Below are 20,013 nucleotides of genomic sequence, written 5' to 3'. Positions count from 1 at the left end.
GTCAGATCAACGCAGGTAGATGTTCGGGGTGGGTGGGCTGGCCATCTGATCGCCGATGAAGAACCCCGGGTGTGGCGGCTGGTTGTAGGCGGTGTTCTGCCACGCGATCGCCACCCGGTACTGCGGGTCGTGCATCAGGGTGTGGATCCGGGTGCTGGTCGGAGTGGGCGTGCTGTAGATGCGCAACGCCCGACTGTCGGTGGTCCGCCAGATCACCTCCTCACGCCAGTCGCCGAGGAGGTCACCGGAGAGCGCCGGCGTCGACTTGGTGCCGTTGTTGGACGCCACTCCGCTGCCGTCGAGCAGCCGGGTCTCGCCGCTGGTGCCGTACTTGTCGATCTTCGTGCCGTCCAGCAGCTCGCGGACCGGGTCGCCGTCCCACCAGGCGAGGAAGTTCATCGACGACGGCTTGCGCCCCACGTTCTGCCCGCGCGTGTTGGCCAGGCCGGAGGCCGCCGCCGACCACGACTCCGCCCCGGGGCTGCCCGCCCAGATGTCCGCGGAGACGCCCCGGCCGTTGTCGCCGGAAGCCGGCGTGGACCACAGGATCTGACCGGTACGGGCGTCCGCGAACCAGGAGCTGGGCTTGCTCGCGTCCTCGTCGACCTTGAACACCTCCAGGCCGGCGCGGCCCGGGTCGAGGTCCCCGACGTGCAGGGCGTCGCCGTGCCCGTTGCCCGTCGAGTAGAGCAGCCGCCCGTTGTCGTCGATGGTGGCGGCGCCGTAGACGATCTCCTGGCGGCCGTCGGCGTCGACGTCGGCTACCGAGAGCTGGTGGTTGCCCTGACCGGCGGCGGCGCCGTTGCCGGAGGCGTTCGAGTCGAACGTCCAGCGCTTGGTCAGCGTGCCGTTGCGGAAGTCCCACGCCGCGACGACCGCCCGCGTGTAGTAGCCACGGGCCATGATCAGCGAGGGACGCTGCCCGTCCAGGTAGGCGGTGCCGGCGAGGAACCGGTCCACCCGGTTGCCGTACGAGTCGCCCCAGGACGACACGGTGCCACGCGGCGGGTCGTAGTTGACGGTGGATGCGATCGCGCCGGTCTGGCCGTTGAACATGGTCAGGTACTCCGGGCCGGAGAGCACGTAGCCGCTGGAGTTGCGGTAGTCCGCCGACGACGAACCGATGAGCTGGCCGGTGCCGGAGCGGGTGCCGTCGGCGGTCTTCATGGCGACCTCGGCGCGACCGTCGCCGTCGTAGTCGTACACCTGGAACTGGGTGTAGTGGGCGCCGGCGCGGATGTTGCGGCCCAGGTCGATCCGCCACAACCGGGTGCCGGTCAGGGTGTACGCGTCGACGTAGACGTTGCCGGTGTAGCCGGACTGGGAGTTGTCCTTGGCGTTCGACGGATCCCACTTGAGCACGATCTCGTAGGTGCCGTCGCCGTTGAGGTCACCGACGGAGGCGTCGTTGGCGCTGTAGGTGTAGCTCTCCCCGCTGGGGGTGGTGCCCCCGGCCGGCACCTGCAACGGCACGTCCAGGTAGCCGTTGGCGAACTGCAGGGCGGGCGCGGACGCCGCCTGCTCGGCGCCGCCCACCACAGCCCGCACGGTGTACGCCGACCCGGCCGCCGCGCCGCTGTCGAGATAGTTGGTGGCGCCGGTGATCGGGGTGGCGTTGACCCTGGTCGAGCCCCGGTAGAGGTTGAACGCCACGCCGGAGGTCTCGGTGCCGAGCAGCCGCCAGGACACCAGGTTGCCGCTGCCGGAACGGACGCTGATCAATCCTCGGTCCAGGTTCTCCATCTGCTTCGCCCCGGGCGCAGGCGTGGTGGGTGGCGGCGACGTCGGCGGTGGAGTGGTCGGGGGCGGCGTGGTGGGCGGTGGCGTCGTGGGCGGTGGGGTGGTCGGTGGCGGGGTGGTCGGACCGTCGGTGGCCGGCGCCCCGGTGCAGGTGACGCCGTTGAGCGCGAAGCTGGCCGGCGCCGGGTTGCTGCTCGTCCACGAGGCGTTGAAGCCGAACGAGGCGGTGCCGTTGGTGGCGAGGGCACCGTTGTAGTCGACGTTGCGCGCGGTCACCTGGGCGCCGGACTGGGTGACGGTGGCGCCCCACGCCTGGGTGACCTGCTGGCCGGCGGCGTACGACCAGGTGAGGGCCCAGCCGTTGACCTCCTCGCCGAGGTTGGTGATGGTGACGTTGGCGCCGAAGCCGCCCTGCCACTGGTTGGTGACCTGGTAGTCGACGCGACAGCCGACGGCGGCGGCCGAGGCGACGACCGTGCCGACGGTGCCGGCCACGACGGCGGCGGCCGTCGACGCGGCCAGCAGGATCAGCCGTTGTCGTAACGGGTGCATGAACTGCCTCCGGAGGGTCCGGTGATGACCGCTGTGGTCCACCTGCCCTGCCCGGGAAGCACGGTGAACGGCCCGCCGCCGCGGCGACGAACGGCGATCTGGTCGGGGTGACACGCCCTGGAACTCGCGGATCCGGCTCAGCCGCATCGTAGGGCAAGCGCTTTCCGCTCCGCAATATTGACGGTTGTCACACCCTGCCGTGAACCGTGTGCTCTTGCCCCGCGGTGGGGATGCCTGATCAACTCGTACGGTGAGCGCCCCGCACATGGACCCGGACGAGTTCCGCCGCGCCGGCCACGCCGTCGTCGACTGGATCGCCGACTACTGGACGACGCTGCACCAGCGGCCGGTCGCCCCGGCCGACCCGCCCGGGACCGTGGCCGAGGCCCTGCCGAGCGCGCCGCCCACCACCGGCGGCGAGCCGGTCGAGGCGGTCCTGGCCGATCTGGACGCGATCGTCCTACCGGGGCTGACCCACTGGCAGCATCCGGGTTTCTTCGGCTACTTCCCCGCGAACACCTCCGGCCCGAGCCTGCTCGGCGACCTGGTCAGTTCCGGGCTCGGCGTGCAGGGCATGCTGTGGGCCAGCAGCCCGGCCTGCACCGAGCTGGAGACGGTCATGATGGACTGGCTGGCCCAGCTCCTCGACCTGCCGCAACGCTTCCGATCGACCGGCGCCGGCGGCGGCGTCATCCAGGACTCGGCCTCCTCGGCGACCCTGGTGGCCACCCTCGCCGCGCTGCACCGCGCCAGCGCGGGCCGCTGGCGCGTCACCGGCATCGACCGGCGCTATCGCGCGTACACCTCCGTGCACGGGCATTCCTCGATCGAGAAGGCCGTACGGATCGCCGGGTTGGGCGGCGACGGAATCCGGTCGATCGACGTGGACCCGGACACCCAGGCACTGCGCCCCGACGCGCTGCGGGCCGCGATCGAGGCGGACCTGGCCGCCGGGGAACTACCCGCCATCGTCGTCGCCACCATCGGCACCACCTCCACCACCGCCGTCGATCCGCTGCCCGAGATCGGGGCGATCTGCGCCGAGTACGGGATCTGGCTGCACGTGGACGCGGCGTACGCGGGCGCCGCCGCCGTCTGCCCCGAGCTGCGCTGGTCGCACGCCGGCCTGGAGTACGCGGACTCCTACTGCTTCGACCCGCACAAGTGGCTGCTCACCGGCTTCGACTGCGACGCGTTCTGGGTGGCCGACCGGGCCGAGTTGATCGAAGCGCTGACCGTGCTCCCGGAGTTTCTGCGCAACGCCGCCTCCGAGTCCGGGGCGGTGATCGACTATCGGGACTGGCAGGTGCCGTTGGGTCGCCGCTTCCGGGCCCTGAAGCTGTGGTTCGTGCTGCGCTGGTACGGCGCCGAGGGGCTGCGGGCCCACATCCGCTCCGGTGTGGCGCTGGCCGCCCGGTTCGCCGACCGGGTCCGCGCCGACGACCGGTTCGAGCTGGCCGCGGCGCACCCGTTCTCGCTGGTCTGCTTCCGGCTGCGCGCCGACGACGACACCAACGCCGAGCTGCTGGCCCAGGTCAACGGCTCCGGACGTGTCCACCTGACCCACACCCGCGTGACCGGCCGCTACACGCTGCGGCTGGCCGTCGGCGCACCGCAGACCACCGAGGCGCACGTCGACGAGGCGTGGACGCTCCTCGCCGAGACGGCCGACAAGCTCCCCACCCGCTAACCCGCGCCCCGCTGGTCAGCGTGGGCCGGGCGTACCCGTTATGGCCAGATCCGCCGGCACCACGGCGGCGGGAACGACGGCCGGGGAGGCGGGAGCGACGGCGAGATCGGCGGGAGCTACGGCGGTCGCGACGGTGGCGCGGGCTCGGCGGGTGCGGCGCAGGGCCCGCACGGCGAAGACCAGCGCGGTCAGCCAACCGGCGGCCAGCAGGGCGTACAGGGTGGGGCGGAGCGGGCCGTCCAGCTCGGCGGACCGGATCAGGGTGCGGGCGTTGCTCAGCACGATCACGCCACCGACCGCCGCGCCCAGCAGTTGGGCGGGCACGATGCGCACCAGCCAGGCGGCCAGCGGGGCGGCGATGAGCCCGCCGATCAGCAGGGCCACGACGGTGGGGAGCAGGAACCCCTCCGTGCCCAGCCCGATCAGGAAACCGACGCTCGCGGCGCCGGCCACGACGAACTCGGCGGTGTCGACCGAGCCGATCACCTTGCGGGGCTCCATGCGACCGGAGACCAGCAGCGCCGGGGTGGCGACCGGGCCCCACCCGCCGCCGCCGGTCGCGTCGACGAAGCCGGCGACCAGGCCCAGGGGGCCGAGGAATCGGCCGCGCAGCCGTCCGCCGGCCCGGTCGGTACGCAGTGGTCGGGCGAAGCGCAGCAGCAGGTACGCGCCCAGGGTGAAGAGGATGGCTGCCATCCACGGCGCGGCTGACTCGGTGGAGATCGAGCTGAGCAGGGTGGCACCGGCGAACGCGCCGATCGCGCCGGGCAGGGCGATGCGGGCCACCACCCGCCAGTCGACGTTGCCGAACCGCCAGTGCGCGACCCCGGCCGCGAGCGTGGTGCCGATCTCGGCCAGGTGCACCGATGCCGAGGCCGCAGCGGGAGCGACGCCGACGACCAGCAGCAACGTGGACGAGGTCAACCCGTACGCCATACCGAGCGAACCATCGATCAACTGCGCGACGAGCCCGACCAGAGCGAGGACCAGTAGCTTGCGCACAAGCGCCCCCTGACTTTTCGGTATCTCCTATCGACTTGGTCGACAATGCGGCACGAGGCAGCCCGGGTCAAGCCCCCGACCGGGGGATGGGACGCCACCGCGAGGCGCAGCCGGGCCGGACCGCAACGCGACGTACCCCGGCAGTGCGACACATCCCCGCAGACCAACCGCCCGGGGGCGCCCGCGCGGGGGCGGCGCGACCGCGCACGCTCCACCACGGCGAGATCTTGGACAGTTTCCGTTCGCGCGGCGGGCGGAAACTGTCCAAGATCTCGCGGAAGCCGCGCCGCGGCAGACGTCCACGGTGGGTATCAGGCCCGGGTCGGCCGACGCTCAGGTGCAGGCGCGAGGGCTGGCGGCCAGCTCGGCGACGCGGGCGGGCGGAGTGCCCGCTGCCACCTCAGATCCAGGCGCGCGGGTCGGCGACCAGCTCCGTGACCCGGGGCGGCAACGTGCCGGCGGCCACGTCGGCGACGCTGACCAGTTCGAGGATCTCGCGCTCGCTGGCGCGCAGCGCGATCCAGACCTCCTGCAGGGCACGGGCCGGACCGTGGTAGCCGAGCTGTTCGGGGCGCTGCCCCCGGACGTGCGCGAGCGGCCCGTCGATCACCCGGATCACCTCCGCGAGGGAGATCTCCTCGGCCGGGCGGGCCAACCAGTAGCCGCCCTCCGGGCCACGCTGGGCGTGCACGATGCCACCCCGACGCAGTTGCAGCAGAATGCTCTCCAGGAACTTCGGCGGGATCTCCTGCGCACGCGCGATCTGGTCGGCGGTGACCGGCCGCCCCCGCCCGGGGCCACTGGCCGTCGCGGCGAGCTCGGCGGCCGCGCGGAGGGCGTAGTCGACCCGGGCGGAGAGACGCATGCCGGCAAGGTTAGCCCGCAGGTCATCCGGCCGGTTCGGCGACCCTCGGCCGATCGGTCACGCATCGACGATTAGCCAATAACGTCGTACGCCTGATCCATTACCCGGTGGGGCCCGGAATGCTGATTCGGAGCATCCTTATGCTGGGCGGGCGGTATGACTGCCGGACCGGTTACGGGGGCTCGGGCAGGACATTGATTAACACCCGGTTCCACCCGGGGGGAAGGCACCACGATGACCGATGTCGCCACACGCACCTGGGATGGCATGACCATCCCGATCGCCGGCACCTATCGCCTCGATCAGGCGCACAAGCGGATCGGTTTCCTGTCCCGCCACATGATGGTGAGCCCGGTGCGCGGCGAGTTCGCCGAGGCGAGCGCGGAGGTCTTCGTGGCGGAGGATCCGCTGCACTCCGGGGTGACCGCCACCATCGCGGCGGCCAGCATCTCCACCGGGAGCGCCGACCGGGACACCCACCTGAAAAGCGCCGACTTCCTCGACGTGGAGCGTTATCCCACGCTCGAATATCGAAGCACGGGCATTAACTGGCAGAGCAACGAGGACCCGATTTTCTACTGGGCCCGCCTGCGAAACCACCGATTCGGCGGACGAGGCAGAAGTCACAATCCCCCGCCGCAGTCCGAGGCCAGTCGATTCGTGCTCACCGGCGAGTTGACGGTAAAGGGGATCACCCGCGCGGTGGACCTTCAGGTGAATTTCGGCGGCGCCCGCCGTGATCCGTACGGGCAGAACATCTTCGGATTCAGCGCGACCGCCGAGATCAACCGGGAGGACTACGGCCTGCTCTGGAATGTCGCGCTGGAGAGCGGCGGTGTCCTGGTCGGCAAGACCGTGCAGATCGAAATCGCCGGCGAGGCCATCCACGCGGCGTGACAGGGCGGCCGACCCGGAGGCCGCCAGCGGATCAGGCGCCGACGCGGCGCAGCAGGCCCTCCTGTACGGCGCTGGCGATCTGCCGGCCGTCGGTGGTGAACATCCGGCCGGTGGCCAGCCCTCGCGCACCGGACGCCGACGGGCTCCAGCAGTCGTAGAGGAACCACTCGTCGGCGCGGAACGGCCGGTGGAACCACAGCGCGTGGTCCAGGCTCGCGCCGACCACACCGCCCGGCCCCCACACCTCACCGTGCACGGAGAGCACCGAGTCGAGCAGGGTGAGGTCCGAGGCGTACGTGAGGGCGCACGCGTGCAGCAGCGGGTCGTCGGGCAGCTTGCCGTCGATGCGCATCCAGACCCGTTGGTGCGGGTCGGCGGGCCGGTCGCCGGGGCGGACCCAGCCGGGCTCCCCCACGTAGCGCACGTCGATCGGGCGGGGGATCTGCCCCCAGATGCCCAGCCGCTCGGGATAGCGGGAGAGCCGGTCGGACATCGTCGGCACGTCCTGCGGGGCAGGCACGTCCAGCGGCGCGGGGGCCTGGTGGTCCAGCCCCTCCTCGGCCCGCTGGAACGACGCTGACATGAAGAAGATCGGCTTGTCGTGCTGGAGGGCGACCGCCCGGCGCACCGAGAAGGACCTGCCGTCGCGGATGTTCTCCACCTGGTACTCGATCGGCTCGACCGGGTCGCCGGGGCGGACGAAGTAGCCGTGCAGCGAGTGCACGAACCGCTCCGGGTCCACCGTGCGGCCGGCGGCGACCAGGACCTGACCGGCAACCTGGCCGCCGTACACCCGTTGTGGACCGACCGGGGGGCTCATCCCCCGGAAGGTCATCTCCCCGGTCGGGTCGAGGTCCAGCACTTCCAGCAGCTGGTCGACCGCTGCCTGGCCGACCGCGGCCCGACCGTCGCTCACTGCAGCGCCCGCGCCGACGCCGCGTCGACCAGCGAGCCGAGCTGGTGGACGCGCAGCGTGTTGGTCGAGCCGGGGGTGCCGGGCGGGCTGCCCGCCACGATCACCACGTAGTCACCCGGGTTGGCCCGGTCGAGGCCGAGCAGCGCCTCATCGACCTGGCGGAACATGTCGTCGGTGTGCTGCACGAACGGCATGAGGAAGGTCTCCACGCCCCAGGTCAGGGCGAGTTGGTCACGCACCTCGGGAACCGGGGTGAACGCCAGCAGCGGCAGGTCGCAGTGCAGGCGGGAGAGCCGCCGGACGGTGTCGCCGGTCTGCGAGAACGCGACCAGCGCCTTGGCGTTGATGGCCCGGGCGATCGACGAGGCGGCCACGGTGAGCGCGCCGCCGTGGGTACGCGGGTCGTGCTGCAACCGCGGCACCCCGATCGAACCGGCCTCGGTGGTCGTCACGATCTTGGCCATGGTGCTGACGGTGAGCACCGGATACTTGCCGACGCTGGTCTCGCCGGAGAGCATCACCGCGTCCGCGCCGTCGAGCACCGCGTTGGCGACGTCGGAGGCCTCCGCCCGGGTGGGGCGGGAATTCTCGATCATGGAGTCGAGCATCTGGGTGGCCACGATGACCGGCTTGGCGTTCTCCCGGCACAGCTGCACGGCCCGCTTCTGCACCAGCGGGACCTCGTCCAGCGGCATTTCCACGCCCAAGTCGCCACGGGCGACCATGACACCGTCGAAGGCCAGCACGATGGCCTCCAGGTGATCCACGGCCTCCGGCTTCTCGACCTTGGCCAGCACCGGCCGGAACACGCCCTCTTCGGCCATGATGTTGTGGACGAGCTTGATGTCCTCGGCCGAGCGCACGAAGGACAGCGCGACCAGGTCGACGCCGAGCCCCAGGGAGAAGCGCAGGTCCTCGGCGTCCTTGTCCGACATGGCGGGCACGCTGACCGCCACGTTGGGCAGCGACACGCCCTTGTTGTTGGAGACCGGGCCGCCCTCGGTGACCAGGCAGCGGATGTCGTTGCCGGTGACGTCGGTGACCTCCACGGCGACGCGACCGTCGTCGATCAGCAGGCGGTCACCGGGCTTCACCTCCTGCGGCAGCTTGCGGTAGGTGCAGGAGACCCGCTCCTTGGTGCCGAGGATGTCGTCACCGGTGATCACGACGGAGTCGCCGGTGCGCCACTCGTGCGGGCCGTCGGCGAACCGGCCGAGCCGGATCTTGGGCCCCTGCAGGTCAGCGAGGATGGCAACCGGCTTGCCGGACGCCTCGGACGCCTCCCGGACCAGTCGGTAGACCGCCTCGTGGTCGGCGTGGCTGCCGTGGCTGAAGTTGAGCCTCGCCACGTTCATGCCGGCCTCGACGAGGCCCCGGATGCGCTCCGGGGACGAGGTGGCGGGACCAAGAGTGCAGACGATCTTCGCGCGGCGTGTCACGCCCATCAGGCTAGTCTCTCCTTCAGGTCGGACTCGGGGCCGACCCCTTGCAGGCAGCGGAACAGGTGTCCAACAACACGCGGTGCGCGTCGGACCGGCGGGCGGAACCGCACCGGGAACGTTGTGGCGACGGGCAGCGGCGACCGCGCGCCGGGAATGGTACGCCTTTCGCGGCGGGCGGTGTCGGGGCGCTCCCGGCGAAAGCTCACTCCGAGTGCTCCGAAGCCGCACGGCGGCGGACGCGACATCGGGGGCGGCGACGGAGGCCGCAACGCCGTCACCAGCACGACACCCGTCGCTGGACCGACCGTCAGCTCTCGGCCTTGACCAGCGGAAACTCCAACGAGCCGGCCGGGCAGAGGAAGGTCAACACATCCACCCGGTAGAGGCCGGCCTGCACCGCGGGGTCCGCCTCCAGCACGCTGCGCACGTCGTCGACGCTGCCCGTGCGGGCCAGCCCGAAGCCGATCGGCGGCTCCGGCGTACGGGCCGGGCCGTCCACCGAGCCGGCGACGAGGATGATCCCGCTGCGCTGCAACGCCTGCATGTGCTCGATGTGCTCGGCCTGCAACCGCTGCACGGTCTCCGGGGGCAGGGCCCGGCCGGCCGCGCCGGGATAGATCACGATGCACTCGTACGTGTCGAGCGCGAAGTCGACCTGCGGCACTCCCGCCATGGTGCTCCCTCCGCCGTCGCGCCGGCACGCACCGGGCCGGCCGCCCGAGCCGGCGTCACCGGCACGCGCCCAGCGTCGCACGCCGACGACGGCGGTACCGGTCGCTCCGCGCAACTGCCCCCCGGGTCAGTCCACGGCTCGACGGCGAGGCAGCCACGGTTGGTGGTGGCGTGGTCGGCCGGCAGTCCGCCGCCCCGGCACGTCGGTCGGCCCGGGTGTCGACAGCGACTACGGTGGACGGTCCGGGTGTCGGTGGTGGGAGGTCGGGATGCGCGACGACGAGCCGGTGTCGAGCCCACTGCCGTACGCCGAGGTGACCGACGAGGCGTACGCCACGCAGGCCGCGGCGGGCTTCCGGCCGCAGGAGTTCGAGTTCGCGGTGGTGCTCAGTGGGCGGTGTCCTCGGTGTGGCCACCCGAGCACCACCACGCTCGTCGACGAGGTGTACCGCAAGGACGCCACCGCCCCCGATCCCGGTTACCGGACGCTGCTGTGCGAGTGCGCGGCCGAGCACCCGGGGCGTCCCGCCGGGCTGCGCGGCTGTGGGGCGTACTGGACGCTGTGGCTGGAGGTCGAGGCGTGATCCGGCTTCGTCCGGGGCCGCCCGCGACCGTCGCCGACCTGCACCGCGCGCAGCAGCTGGCCGGCCTGCTGCGCGGCGAGCTGGAGCGGGTCCGCGCGGCGGCGGTGGCCTGGCGCAACGGGCTGGGCGGCCTGCTGGTGGCGCTGGTCGGGTTCAGCCTGATCCGGGGCCGCACCGATGTGACCACGCTCACGGCGGGCTGGGGCGCGCTGGTCGGGGTTCTGCTGCTCGCCGCGCTGGCCGCGGGCGTGGCCGGGGCGCTCGCGCTGCTCCGTGCGGCGCACGGCCGGTTGACGGTGACCCCGGTGGCGGCGCTGCCGCCGACCCCGCTCGGCGACCACCTGGAGGCCCTGGCGGCGGTCCGGTCCCTGCGGACCGGGGTGGGGCTGGTGCTGCTCTGCACCGCGCTGCTGGTCGCAGCCGTCGGCGTGACCTGGTACGCCCCCGCCCGCCCCGCCTCCGCGACCGTCGGCTCCCCAGCCGTCAGCGTGCCGCGGACGCCGGGCGTGGCGTGCGCCCCGTGGACGCCTGCGAGCAGGTCGGGCGGCCGTCAGGGGCCGAGGTGGGCGTAGCCGGCCCAGGTGTCCGGGTGATCCGGCAGGGCCTCGCGGAGGTGGCGGACCGCCGCGTGCAGGGCCACGGCCGCGCGGTCCGGCGCGATCCCTCCGGGCACGGACAACCCGTCGTACAGGTCCTTGCAGAGCCGCGCGGTCAGCGTGTCCGAGATGGACCACAGCGCGCCGATGACGTGCCGGAAGCCGACCAGTTGGAAGGCCGTGCCGAGCGTGAGCGCCTCGTCGGGCAGGGCCGCCCCACCGCGTACCGTCTCGCAGGCCGAGAGCACCGCCAGCGCCGCCGGGTTGCCGGCCGGCCGCCACAGGTCCCGGACGTGCAACGCGCCGCCGGCCAGCTCCAGCCGACCCCAGGCCGGGGCGCGCAGGTCCTGCGTACCGTGACAGGACAGGTGGGCGACCGGCTGGTCGGGCAGGGCGGCGAGCACGGCCGCCGGGGTGGCCACCGGGCCGAGCAGTGAGCGGACCCGAGGCACGTGCTGACGGACGATCTCCTCCTCCCGCGCGACGCCGGGCAGGTCGGCGAGGCCGGGCGTCTGGGGCATGCCGACGAACACCACCGAGTCGACCGGTTCGGGCCGGGCCGGGACGCCCCGGCGCGCGTGCGCCAGCGCCCGCAGCGACGCCGTGTACGACGGAACCACCCGGTCCAGCACCCCGTCGCCACCCTCGATCGGACCGGCCGCGTGCAGCGGCAGCAGGGTGAGCGCCCCGGTGGGACACCACCACAACCGAGGCCACTGTCCCACCGACCCGCCCACGCCGGCCGACGGCACGGAGGGCGGTTCGACGCCGGCCGACGGCGGCGCGGGCGGTTCGACGTCCGCCGACGGCGCGGCCGGTGAAGGCCGGTCGAGTACGGGTGCGGCGACGACCCGCCACAGCCAGTCCAGTGTCTGGGCGACCTCGGTGCGGGCCGCCGATCGACGACGTTGTACCTGCGGCTGCGGGACGTCCGGCGGCGCCGGCTCGGTGAGCACCGCGATCGCGGCCAGGAAGGTCGCCGTCCGGACGACCAGCTCGTCCAGGGTCAGCTCCGGCAGCGGCACCACGCTGACCCGGCCCTCGGCGACGACCAGCGCGTCGCAGCGCCGGGCTGCCACGTTGACCAGCACCACCGGACCGTCGGCGGCGGCCCGGGCCAGCTCGTCGAAGGGCGGTGGACGGAGGAAGTCGGCGAAGCCGGGCCGGTCGCGGATCTCGGTCAGCAGCTGGCGACGGCGGGTGGCGAGGTCGTACCGCTGCTCCGGGCTCGGTCCGGCGGTCGCTGTCAGGCCCGCCGTCGATGCTGCCCCGGCCGGCGCGGGGAAGTCGTCGAGGGCGTCCTGGAGTTCGGCGAGGCGGGCGGCCAGCCGGGGGGCCTGCGCGCGCAGCGCGGCCAGGTCGGCGCCCGCGTCGTGGGCGCGGGTGAGCAGGACCCCACGGCCGTACTCCAGCAGCTCGACCGCGCGCCGCGGGTTGTCGAGGGCGATGGCGACCGCGGCGGCGTCGCTGGCCAGCCCGGGGAAACGCCCGAGCAGGCGGGTCTGGTCGTCGGGGTCCATGCCGTGCCAGGCCACCAGGTCGATCAGCTCGATCGCGGTGGCGTACCCGTCGAGCGCGGCCGGAAGGTCGCCGGCCTGGGCGATGTGCGCCGCGTACCTGCTGGCGGCTACCGCTCGCAGCAGCGATGGGGCGGACTCGACGTGGGCGGCGGCGTACAGCGCGGCCGTCGCCTCGGCGAGCGCGTCGGACCCGCCCACACCGGCGGCCGCCGGCGCGGCGGCGACGCCGGGATCGGAGCTGGCGGCGTCGGCCACCGCCTCCAGGGCGGTCGCGAGATTGCTCAGACACATCGTGCGGGCCGGATGCTCGGCGGTCAGCTCGTCGACCGCTCCCCGGTACGCGGCCAGCATCGCGGTGGCGTCGGCGTCGGCGTGAGCGGCGCGGTAGCGCAGCAGCAGGGCGTAGGCGAGGTTGGTGAGGATCCGGTAATGGTCCGCGCCGACCGACTGTCGCTCGCTCAGTCGCCGGAGCAGTCGAATCGCCTCGTCGAGCGCCGGCAGGTCGTCGTGCAGGCGGTGCCGCAGCAGGTGGGCCAGCGCGTGGGTGCCGAGCGTCTGGACGTACTCAGTGGGGCCGGCCTCCTGTTCGGCCAGCTCCGCGGCCTCGCGCAGGGCGACCACCGCGGCGTCGGAGTCCCGGGCGACGCCGGCCGCGACCTGGTCGGCGGGCCCGCCGCCGGCGGGCAGTGCGCCGTCGACGAACAGTTCGACCCGGCGGTTCAGGGCGGCCCCGTAGTTGGTCAGCGCCGGCAACCGGTCCGGGTGCCCGGGTGGCGTCGTGTCGATCACCTGCGCCAGCACCTGGATCGCCTCGGTCAGGGTCGCCAGGTCCTGGGTCGAGGCGAACAGCGCCTGCAGCACCAGGCCCAGGTTCGAGCGGTACCGGGGCAGGGACGCGGCGTCCGGCCCGGCGGCGGCCACGGCCGAGCGCAGCGCGACCGCGGCCGGCTCCAGCAACGCCGGCTCTCCGGCCAGGTCGGAGAGTTCGCGCAGGGTGTTGCCGAGGTTGTTGAGCACGTGGTGACGCAGCGGGTCGGTACGGGGAAGCAGGCGTTCCGCCTGGGTCAGCGCGTCCCGTGCGGCGCGCAATGCGCTCACCCCGCCGAGGTCGGCGTGGCCGAGCGCCAGCGCGTAGCCGAGGTCGGCGAGCCGACGCGTTCGTTGGCCGGAGTCCCGGGCGGCGGCCACGCCGGCGCGCAGCACCCGTACCGCCTCGGTGACGTCGTCGGCCCGCTGCCGCAGCTCGTACCGTTTCGCCAGCAGACCGGCCATGGCGTGGCGCAGCTCCTCGCGATCCGTCCCGCCGGGTGTCGCGCCGGAACCGGCGGCGGCCCGGTACGCGTCGATCGCCGCGTCGAGGTCGACCGGATCGGCGGCGGCCTGGTGCCGGTCCGCGAGCAGGGTGGCGAGCCCCACCTGTGCGGTGCCGGCCAGCTCCGGGTCGAGCCCACCGAACCCGGTCAGCGCCGACCGGTACGCCTCGATCGCGGAATCCCGGTCGGCGGGCGTCCGGTCGCGCAGGAACCGCTCGGCGAGCGCCGCGCCGTGCAGCGCGGCGACCCGGGGATCGGCGCTGCCCCGCGCCGCGGCGAAGGCGTCGACCGCCTCGTCGAGGTCACCCGGGCGTCGGTGCAGGCGCCACCGGTCGCGCAGCCGCTGGCCGAGGTTCATCCGCGCCATCGTGCGCACCGGTGTGCCCGTGGCGGCGGCCCGGGCCGCGTCGCGCAGCACCGTGATCGACTCGTCCAGCGCGGCCGGGTCGCGGTCGACCTCGTACGTGTCGCCCAGGACGTTGCCGAGGTTGAACAGCCGCACGGGGCGTTGCGGGTCGCCGAGGCCGGTGGCCTCCAGGCTCTCCCGGTGCGCCGTCACGGCTGCCGGGAGGGCCCGTCGTCGGCCGAGGTGCTGGAACTGGTCACGGTGGACCTTGCCGAGGGCGGACAGGTAGTGCAGCCGCTCCGGCGCACCGGCCGGCGTACCGTCGAGGGCCTGGCGCAGCAGCGATTCGGCCTGGTCGGCCGCCCGGTAGTCGCGGCTGGTCTCCGCGGCGGCCATCAGCATGACGGCCTCGACGTAGCGGGCGCCGGCGGCGTCGGCGCCCGGCCCGGCCGACCGCGGGCCGGACCGGGTCGGCGGCGCCTCGGCGGGTGGGGCGTCGTCGCTGGGCGGTCGGTGCGCGTGCAGCAGGGCCAGCATTGCCGGCGACACCCGCTGCGGGGCGAAGCGCAGCAGGAACTGGGTGAGCCCGAGGGCCTGGCCGAGGTCGTCGGCGTCCTCGCCCGGGGGCAGCAGTTGGTACCGGTACCAGTGCAGGCAGGCCAGCAGGAACACGCCCTCGGCGACCCGCTCGGGCAGCGGCCCGTCCGTCGGCGTCGCGGTCACCAGGTCGACGACAGCCTCGGCGTCGCGGATCGCGCCGGAGTCGAGGACCGCACGGTGGTCTCGGGTGGCGTCGAAGCGGTCCAGCCGCTCCCGCAGGCGACCGACCGGGTCGGGTCCGAACCGTCGCCACATCGCGCCTCCCCCGGCCGGCCGCGCCGACTCGAATCAGGCGTAGCAGACCGGACAGGACGGGCGCTAGTGGCAGGACGACAGTGATCGCGTGCCGCCGGTCGGCGCACAATCGGGCGGGCGGCGGCATGATGGCCGGCTCCGGGGGGATGATCACGAGGTGGTGGGTTGTCTGTCTTGCTCGCCGCGACGAAGACGATTGGGGATGCGCGTATGGCCACCGACATCAGCAAGCAGCCCGCGAAGGCGTCCGGCACGTACCGGATCGGGGGCGACGTCACGGTCAACCGACTCGGTTACGGGGCGATGCAGATCACCGGGCCGGGCGTGTGGGGTGACCCGAAGGACCCGGCCGAGGCGCTGCGGGTGCTGCGCCGGGCGGTCGAGCTGGGCGTGACGTTCATCGACACCGCCGACTCGTACGGCCCGTTCGTGTCCGAGCTGCTGATCCGCGAGGCTCTGCACCCGTACGCCGATGACCTGGTCATCGCGACCAAGGCCGGGTTGACCCGCTCCGGGCCGGGCGACTGGCGTCCGGTGGGCCGGCCGGAATACCTGCGTCAGCAGTGTGAGCTGAGCCTGCGTCACCTGGGTCTGGACAGCATCCCGCTCTACCAGCTGCACCGGATCGACCCGCAGGTGCCGCTGGCCGACCAGTTGGGTGAGCTGGCCCTGTTGCAGCAGGAGGGCAAGATCCGCCACATCGGGCTGTCCGAGGTGAGCGTCGAGCAGATCGAACAGGCCCGCGCGATCACCACGATCGCCTCGGTGCAGAACCTCTACAACCTCGCCAACCGCAGCGCCGAGGACGTCCTGGAGTACTGCGAGCGCAACGACCTCGCGTTCATCCCGTGGTTCCCGATCGCCACCGGCGAGCTGGCCCGGCCGGGCGGCCCGCTGGACGCGATCTCCACCGAGCACGGGGCGTCGCCCGCGCAGCTCGCGCTGGCCTGGCTGCTGCGCCGCTCGCCGGTGATGCTGCCGATCCCCGGCACGTCCTCGGTGGCGCACCTGGAGGAGAACGTGGCCGCGGCCGACGTGCGGCTCACCGACGACGAGTTCGAGGCGCTGACCAAGGCGAGCTGAGCGAGGCGAGCCCCAGGCAGTGCGGGTGGTCCCGGCCGGAACCACCCGCACTGCGGTCAGACCGCGAGGCAGTTGGGTCGCACCGGGCCGTCGGTCAGGGCGCCGCGCACGATGGTGTACGCGGTCCCGTCGAGCACCAGGCCGAGGTGCCCGACCACCCGCAGCGGGCAGTACGCCTGGATGAGGACGTTCGTCGCCCCGTCGTTGACGGCGGCGTTGCCGGTCGGACGCACCAGCTCGTCCTGGAGTGTGCGGACGGTGGTGTAGCGCACCGACCCCGGGGTGTCGTCCCCGGCGTTCAGGTCGGCGAGAAACGCGGAGCCGATGGTCATCTGTTGGCAGGCCACGACGCCGGCGCAGCTGCCGAGGCCGAGAAACGCCACGATGTTGGCGACGTACGTGCCGTACTGGGGTGTGCCCAGACTGACGTACCGGCCGATGCTGGCGGTGCCGCCCAGGCGCTTGAGGTAGTAGCGGCTGACCAGGCCGCCCTCGGAGTGGGCGACGAGGTCGACGGTCGCCGCGCCGGTGCTGGCGCGCACCTGCTCGACATAGCCGGCGAACGCGCGGGCCGAGGTGGGAATGTCACCGAGGCCCAACCCGGGCAACTGGTAGATGAAGGTGCGGTAGCCGTCGGCGCGCAGCCGGGCGGCGATGGGCTCGTACGCCACGGCGACGCCGCTGAGCCCGCCGACCACGATGACCGGGTTGGCCGCGGCAGCGGCGGCGAAGGAGGCGGCGGCAGCTGGTGCGGCGGCAGCCGGTGCGGCGGCAGCCGGTGCGGTGGGGGTGGCGGCGGTCGCGGCGCCGGTGGACGCCAGCAGCGCGGCGGTGGCCAGGGACACGACGAGGACGGTCTTTCGGAGCAGCATGGCTGCACCTCCGGGGGGAGGCACCCGGCGAACCGGGCAGGTGGGTGGGGGTGTCCGGTCGACCGTGCGACGATCATGCCCGCAACAATTTAGAAACGTCAATGACTTGTTACGCGCCGGTAACCCGTTGTTCCACTGAAGGCGCAAAGCGGCAATTCGGCCTCCCTCCACAGCGGACACCGGCGTGAGCACACGTCGATGGCCAACGGAGTCCGGGCGGTTCGCCGCCCGGGCTCCGGCATGCTCGGGAGTACGCTGGCCGCTCCCCCATCCACCGTTCGTCGTCTTCAGGATGCGCCCATGTCCGAGTTGCTGACCGCCGACCGCATCGAAGAGATCGGCGCCCTGGGCGTCAAGAGCCCCGACCCGGCCGCGCTGGTCGCCGAACTGGTGAGCGCCGTCGACGAGGGACGCCTCGCCGACCCTGACTACATCGGGTACGCGCTGCTCGTCGCCGCGGACATCCTGGAGCAGGCCGGTGACCTGGCCGACGCGCTCGCCCTGGCCACCCGCGCCATCGCCGAACAGCCCGATGAGGACGCGTACGCCCGAGCGGTGCGCGGCGGTCTGCTGCTGCGCCTCGGCCGCTCCGACGAGGGCATGGCCGAGCTGACCGAGCTGCGTCCGCTGCTGGAGACCAACCCCAACGCCACGTACCTGGTCGACGAGCTTGCCGAAGCCGGCCACACCGACCTGGCGTTGGAATGGCTGACCGGGGCGCTCGACACGATCCTGGAACGAACCCGGACCCAGCAGCACGAGTCCGAGGACGCGCAGGACGAGGCCGCGGCCATGATCTACGGTCTGGCACAGCGGCGGCACAACCTCCGCGAGGAGATGGGCCTCCCGCACGACGAGTACGACAACCTCGCCGACCGGCTGCGCGCCGCGAGCACCCACGCCCTCGACGCGCTCGACGACGGCCCCGCGACGCTGCTGTACTGGCCGGAGGCCGATTTCAACGCGTTGCTGACGCGCTGGCCCGCGCTTGTCGACAGCTACCCGAAGACGTGGGACGAGCACCGCAGTCAGATCGAACGCGCGCTCGCCGAGGCCGCCCGGCTGGGCGGCGCGGACCTGGGCGTCGTCGCCGGCACCGTCGAGGGCCTGGCCGCGTTCGCCGGCGACGACCCCATCGATGAGGAAACCCTCGACGAGTACGCCGACAGCCTCGACGAGGTGGGCCTGACCGCCTGGCCGCCCGGCCGCAACGACGCCTGCTGGTGCGGCTCGGGCGCGAAGTACAAGAAGTGCTGCCTGCCCCGCTCGCGCGACTGACCCGCACGGGTGCCGGGGCACTTTCCCCGGAGAGACGTATACCTGTGAGTCATAAATATGACTCACAGGTATACCGCTCTCACCCCCGTCCGCACGGACGACCTTCGTATCCGCCGCATCGATGGCCGTGGCCGGTCCAGCGCGGCACTCCACGTACGATCGACACTTCCGCTTCAGCCGGGGCGGATTCGGCGATGGAGGCGATGGCGTGACCGCGCAGGAGCAGCACGAGACGATCGAGGACAGTCCGGTCGGCTGGGTGGCCAAGCACATTCGGCGGTACGTGGAGACCGACGGCGCCGACGGCGGCACCTTCCAGGGCTACCCCGCGCTGCTGCTCACCACGCGCGGTCGCCGCTCGGGCACACTTCGCCGCACCGCGTTGATCTATGGCCGCGACGGGGACGACCACCTGGTGGTGGCGTCCAACGGCGGTGCTGCCACGCATCCCACCTGGTACCTGAACCTGAGCGCCGACCCCATCGTGGAGGTCCAGGTCGGCGCGGAACGGTTCGCGGGTCGCGCCCGGACGGCGTCCACCGAGGAGCGGGCCCGGCTGTGGCCGCTGATGACGAAGGTCTTCCCGACGTACGCCCGCTACCAGAGCAACACCGACCGGGACCACCACCATCGCGCTGCTCGGGCTGTCCCTGTTCGCCCTGTTGACGCCGTCGCCGGCGAGCGCGGCGAGCACCGTCGAGGTCACGTCCGCGACCCTGGTCGCGAAAGGCGTCGCCGTGGACCTCACCCTCACCGTCACCTGCGACGCTGGCCTCTCCGGCGGCGCGGAGCTGATCCTGCGCCAGCGCTCGGGCAACCGGGTGGCGTACGGATCGGGCTGGGCGCCCGTCAACTGCTCCGGCCAACTCAGGCAGTGACCGGACGGGTGTACGCCGAAGGCGGCGGCTTCGCCTTCAACCGGGGCGTGGCCCTTGCCACCGGCGGCTTCGAGCTGTGCGGCCAGGACGTGTGCGACTACCCGCGCTTCGAGGGCGAGGGCCGCATCACCCGCTGATCCGGTCGGACGCTCTAGCCGGGAAAGCGGATGACCGGCAGGTCGCCGCCGTCGCCGTACGCCTTACCCTCGCTGGTCAGCACCGAGGCATCGTGCTCCAGCACAGCCATCACGGCAGCGGCAAGGTCAACCCGACCGGTAACCACGCGCCAGTAAGCCAACTCCTGCCAGTCCTCCCCCCAGGTCGGCAGCACCGCGCAGGCGGGACGGTCGAGCAATCGGTGCAGCACCGCACGATCACCCGGATCGTCCACCACCGCCAGCACCTCGGCCGCGACCACCGCCGGCACACCGAACCGGACCCCGTCGTGGGCAACCTCGTGGATGGGCTCGGCGACGTCCATGGATCCGGCCACGTAGGCGAGCAGCGCGGACCGATCCAGTATCAGCCGGACCGACGGCGCCTCGGGACTCGTCATGCCGCCGGGGCCTGACTGCCGGAGCCGTCGAGCATGTCGGCCGCAGCGCGGCGGGAACGATCACGAAGCGCGGCGCGGCGACCAGGCGACCACTCCTGCTCGACCTGAGCACGTTGGGCCCTGGCGCGGGCCTGTCCCTCCGCCGTCACGGTCATGCCCCGACGGGTCAACTCGGCGTCGAGATCCTCGGCACGCATCCGTGCCCGGATCGTGTCCACCACGTACGCGCTGGCGTTGGGCTCGCGCTCCAAGCGCTCTGCCACGTCCTGCGGAAGCGAGAAAGACCTCTTGCTCACCGATCCGGTCATACCAGAGAGCCTATCTAATCGCACCGCTTAGTGATAGCGACACGCCAG

16 protein-coding genes and 1 pseudogene are annotated in these 20,013 nt (G+C 72.7%); 7 read left to right on the top strand and 10 right to left on the bottom strand.

All coding sequences use genetic code 11. The features are described 5' to 3' along the window. Window positions 1-6: 6 nt before the first annotated feature. Window positions 7-2,292 carry a cellulose binding domain-containing protein gene (locus OG505_RS02780; protein ID WP_405430744.1) on the bottom strand — a complete coding sequence of 762 codons (2,286 nt, stop codon included), beginning with the start codon at window positions 2,290-2,292 and terminating at the stop codon, window positions 7-9. Window positions 2,293-2,542: 250 nt separating this feature from the next. Between OG505_RS02780 and OG505_RS02775 the strand changes: the two genes are divergently transcribed. Beyond that, window positions 2,543-3,982, top strand: coding sequence for a pyridoxal-dependent decarboxylase (locus OG505_RS02775; protein WP_405430742.1), 1,440 nt, complete (start codon window positions 2,543-2,545; stop codon window positions 3,980-3,982). Window positions 3,983-3,997: 15 nt separating this feature from the next. On the opposite strand, the gene OG505_RS02770 is transcribed toward OG505_RS02775, so the two are convergent. Both OG505_RS02770 and OG505_RS02765 read right to left on the bottom strand, forming a co-directional pair. Then, window positions 3,998-4,984 (bottom strand): sulfite exporter TauE/SafE family protein, encoded by a 987-nt coding sequence (locus OG505_RS02770; protein ID WP_405430740.1) that lies wholly within the window; start codon window positions 4,982-4,984, stop codon window positions 3,998-4,000. A 400-nt stretch (window positions 4,985-5,384) separates the two neighbouring features. Further along, the gene (locus OG505_RS02765; RefSeq protein WP_053658213.1) at window positions 5,385-5,849 is read right to left on the bottom strand and encodes an Rrf2 family transcriptional regulator; all 465 of its coding nucleotides are present in this window, start codon (window positions 5,847-5,849) and stop codon (window positions 5,385-5,387) included. A 234-nt stretch (window positions 5,850-6,083) separates the two neighbouring features. Here OG505_RS02765 and OG505_RS02760 point away from each other — a divergent pair, with 234 nt between their 5' ends. Beyond that, window positions 6,084-6,746 carry a YceI family protein gene (locus tag OG505_RS02760; protein ID WP_405430738.1) on the top strand — a complete coding sequence of 221 codons (663 nt, stop codon included), beginning with the start codon at window positions 6,084-6,086 and terminating at the stop codon, window positions 6,744-6,746. Window positions 6,747-6,777: 31 nt separating this feature from the next. Here OG505_RS02760 and OG505_RS02755 read toward each other — a convergent pair whose 3' ends face one another. From OG505_RS02755 to OG505_RS02745, 3 genes are all read right to left on the bottom strand, one after another. After that, window positions 6,778-7,662, bottom strand: a complete 885-nt coding sequence (locus OG505_RS02755; protein WP_405430736.1) for an acyl-CoA thioesterase — start codon at window positions 7,660-7,662, stop codon at window positions 6,778-6,780. Then, window positions 7,659-9,107 (bottom strand): pyruvate kinase, encoded by a 1,449-nt coding sequence (gene pyk / locus OG505_RS02750; RefSeq protein WP_405430735.1) that lies wholly within the window; start codon window positions 9,105-9,107, stop codon window positions 7,659-7,661. Before pyk ends, OG505_RS02755 begins: the two co-directional genes overlap by 4 nt. 304 nt (window positions 9,108-9,411) lie before the next feature. Continuing rightward, window positions 9,412-9,777 carry a YciI family protein gene (locus tag OG505_RS02745; RefSeq protein WP_405430733.1) on the bottom strand — a complete coding sequence of 122 codons (366 nt, stop codon included), beginning with the start codon at window positions 9,775-9,777 and terminating at the stop codon, window positions 9,412-9,414. A 268-nt stretch (window positions 9,778-10,045) separates the two neighbouring features. Between OG505_RS02745 and OG505_RS02740 the strand changes: the two genes are divergently transcribed. Both OG505_RS02740 and OG505_RS02735 read left to right on the top strand, forming a co-directional pair. Beyond that, window positions 10,046-10,360: a hypothetical protein gene (locus tag OG505_RS02740; RefSeq protein ID WP_405430732.1), complete on the top strand. Its 315-nt coding sequence runs from the start codon at window positions 10,046-10,048 to the stop codon at window positions 10,358-10,360. Beyond that, window positions 10,357-10,932 carry a hypothetical protein gene (locus OG505_RS02735; protein ID WP_405430730.1) on the top strand — a complete coding sequence of 192 codons (576 nt, stop codon included), beginning with the start codon at window positions 10,357-10,359 and terminating at the stop codon, window positions 10,930-10,932. Before OG505_RS02740 ends, OG505_RS02735 begins: the two co-directional genes overlap by 4 nt. Here OG505_RS02735 and OG505_RS02730 read toward each other — a convergent pair. Then, window positions 10,911-14,990: a CHAT domain-containing protein gene (locus OG505_RS02730; RefSeq protein WP_405430728.1), complete on the bottom strand. Its 4,080-nt coding sequence runs from the start codon at window positions 14,988-14,990 to the stop codon at window positions 10,911-10,913. The genes OG505_RS02735 and OG505_RS02730 overlap by 22 nt on opposite strands. A gap of 210 nt (window positions 14,991-15,200) precedes the next feature. Between OG505_RS02730 and OG505_RS02725 the strand changes: the two genes are divergently transcribed. Next, window positions 15,201-16,073, top strand: a complete 873-nt coding sequence (locus OG505_RS02725) for an aldo/keto reductase (protein ID WP_393047712.1) — start codon at window positions 15,201-15,203, stop codon at window positions 16,071-16,073. A gap of 56 nt (window positions 16,074-16,129) precedes the next feature. Here the strand turns inward: OG505_RS02725 and OG505_RS02720 are convergent, their stop codons facing one another. Next, a complete protein-coding gene (locus OG505_RS02720) occupies window positions 16,130-16,945 on the bottom strand; it encodes an esterase/lipase family protein (RefSeq protein ID WP_405430726.1) in 816 nt (271 codons plus the stop codon). 300 nt (window positions 16,946-17,245) lie between these two features. Here OG505_RS02720 and OG505_RS02715 point away from each other — a divergent pair, with 300 nt between their 5' ends. Both OG505_RS02715 and OG505_RS02710 read left to right on the top strand, forming a co-directional pair. Beyond that, window positions 17,246-18,223, top strand: coding sequence for an SEC-C domain-containing protein (locus OG505_RS02715; protein WP_405430725.1), 978 nt, complete (start codon window positions 17,246-17,248; stop codon window positions 18,221-18,223). A gap of 208 nt (window positions 18,224-18,431) precedes the next feature. Continuing rightward, window positions 18,432-18,845: pseudogene (locus OG505_RS02710) on the top strand (nitroreductase family deazaflavin-dependent oxidoreductase); the annotation flags it as partial. A gap of 407 nt (window positions 18,846-19,252) precedes the next feature. On the opposite strand, the gene OG505_RS02705 reads toward OG505_RS02710, so the two are convergent. Both OG505_RS02705 and OG505_RS02700 read right to left on the bottom strand, forming a co-directional pair. Then, entirely contained in the window at window positions 19,253-19,657 is a 405-nt protein-coding gene (locus OG505_RS02705; protein ID WP_405430724.1) for a hypothetical protein, read from the bottom strand. Beyond that, on the bottom strand, window positions 19,654-19,953 hold the full coding sequence (locus OG505_RS02700; protein WP_405430723.1) for a hypothetical protein: 300 nt from the start codon (window positions 19,951-19,953) through the stop codon (window positions 19,654-19,656). Before OG505_RS02700 ends, OG505_RS02705 begins: the two co-directional genes overlap by 4 nt. Window positions 19,954-20,013 lie beyond the last annotated feature (60 nt).

The sequence above is a fragment of the Micromonospora sp. NBC_00617 genome (assembly GCF_045161355.1).
Lineage (GTDB): Bacteria > Actinomycetota > Actinomycetes > Mycobacteriales > Micromonosporaceae > Micromonospora.
Note: the sequence above shows the minus strand (reverse complement) of the source record. Positions and strands in the feature narration are given on the sequence as shown.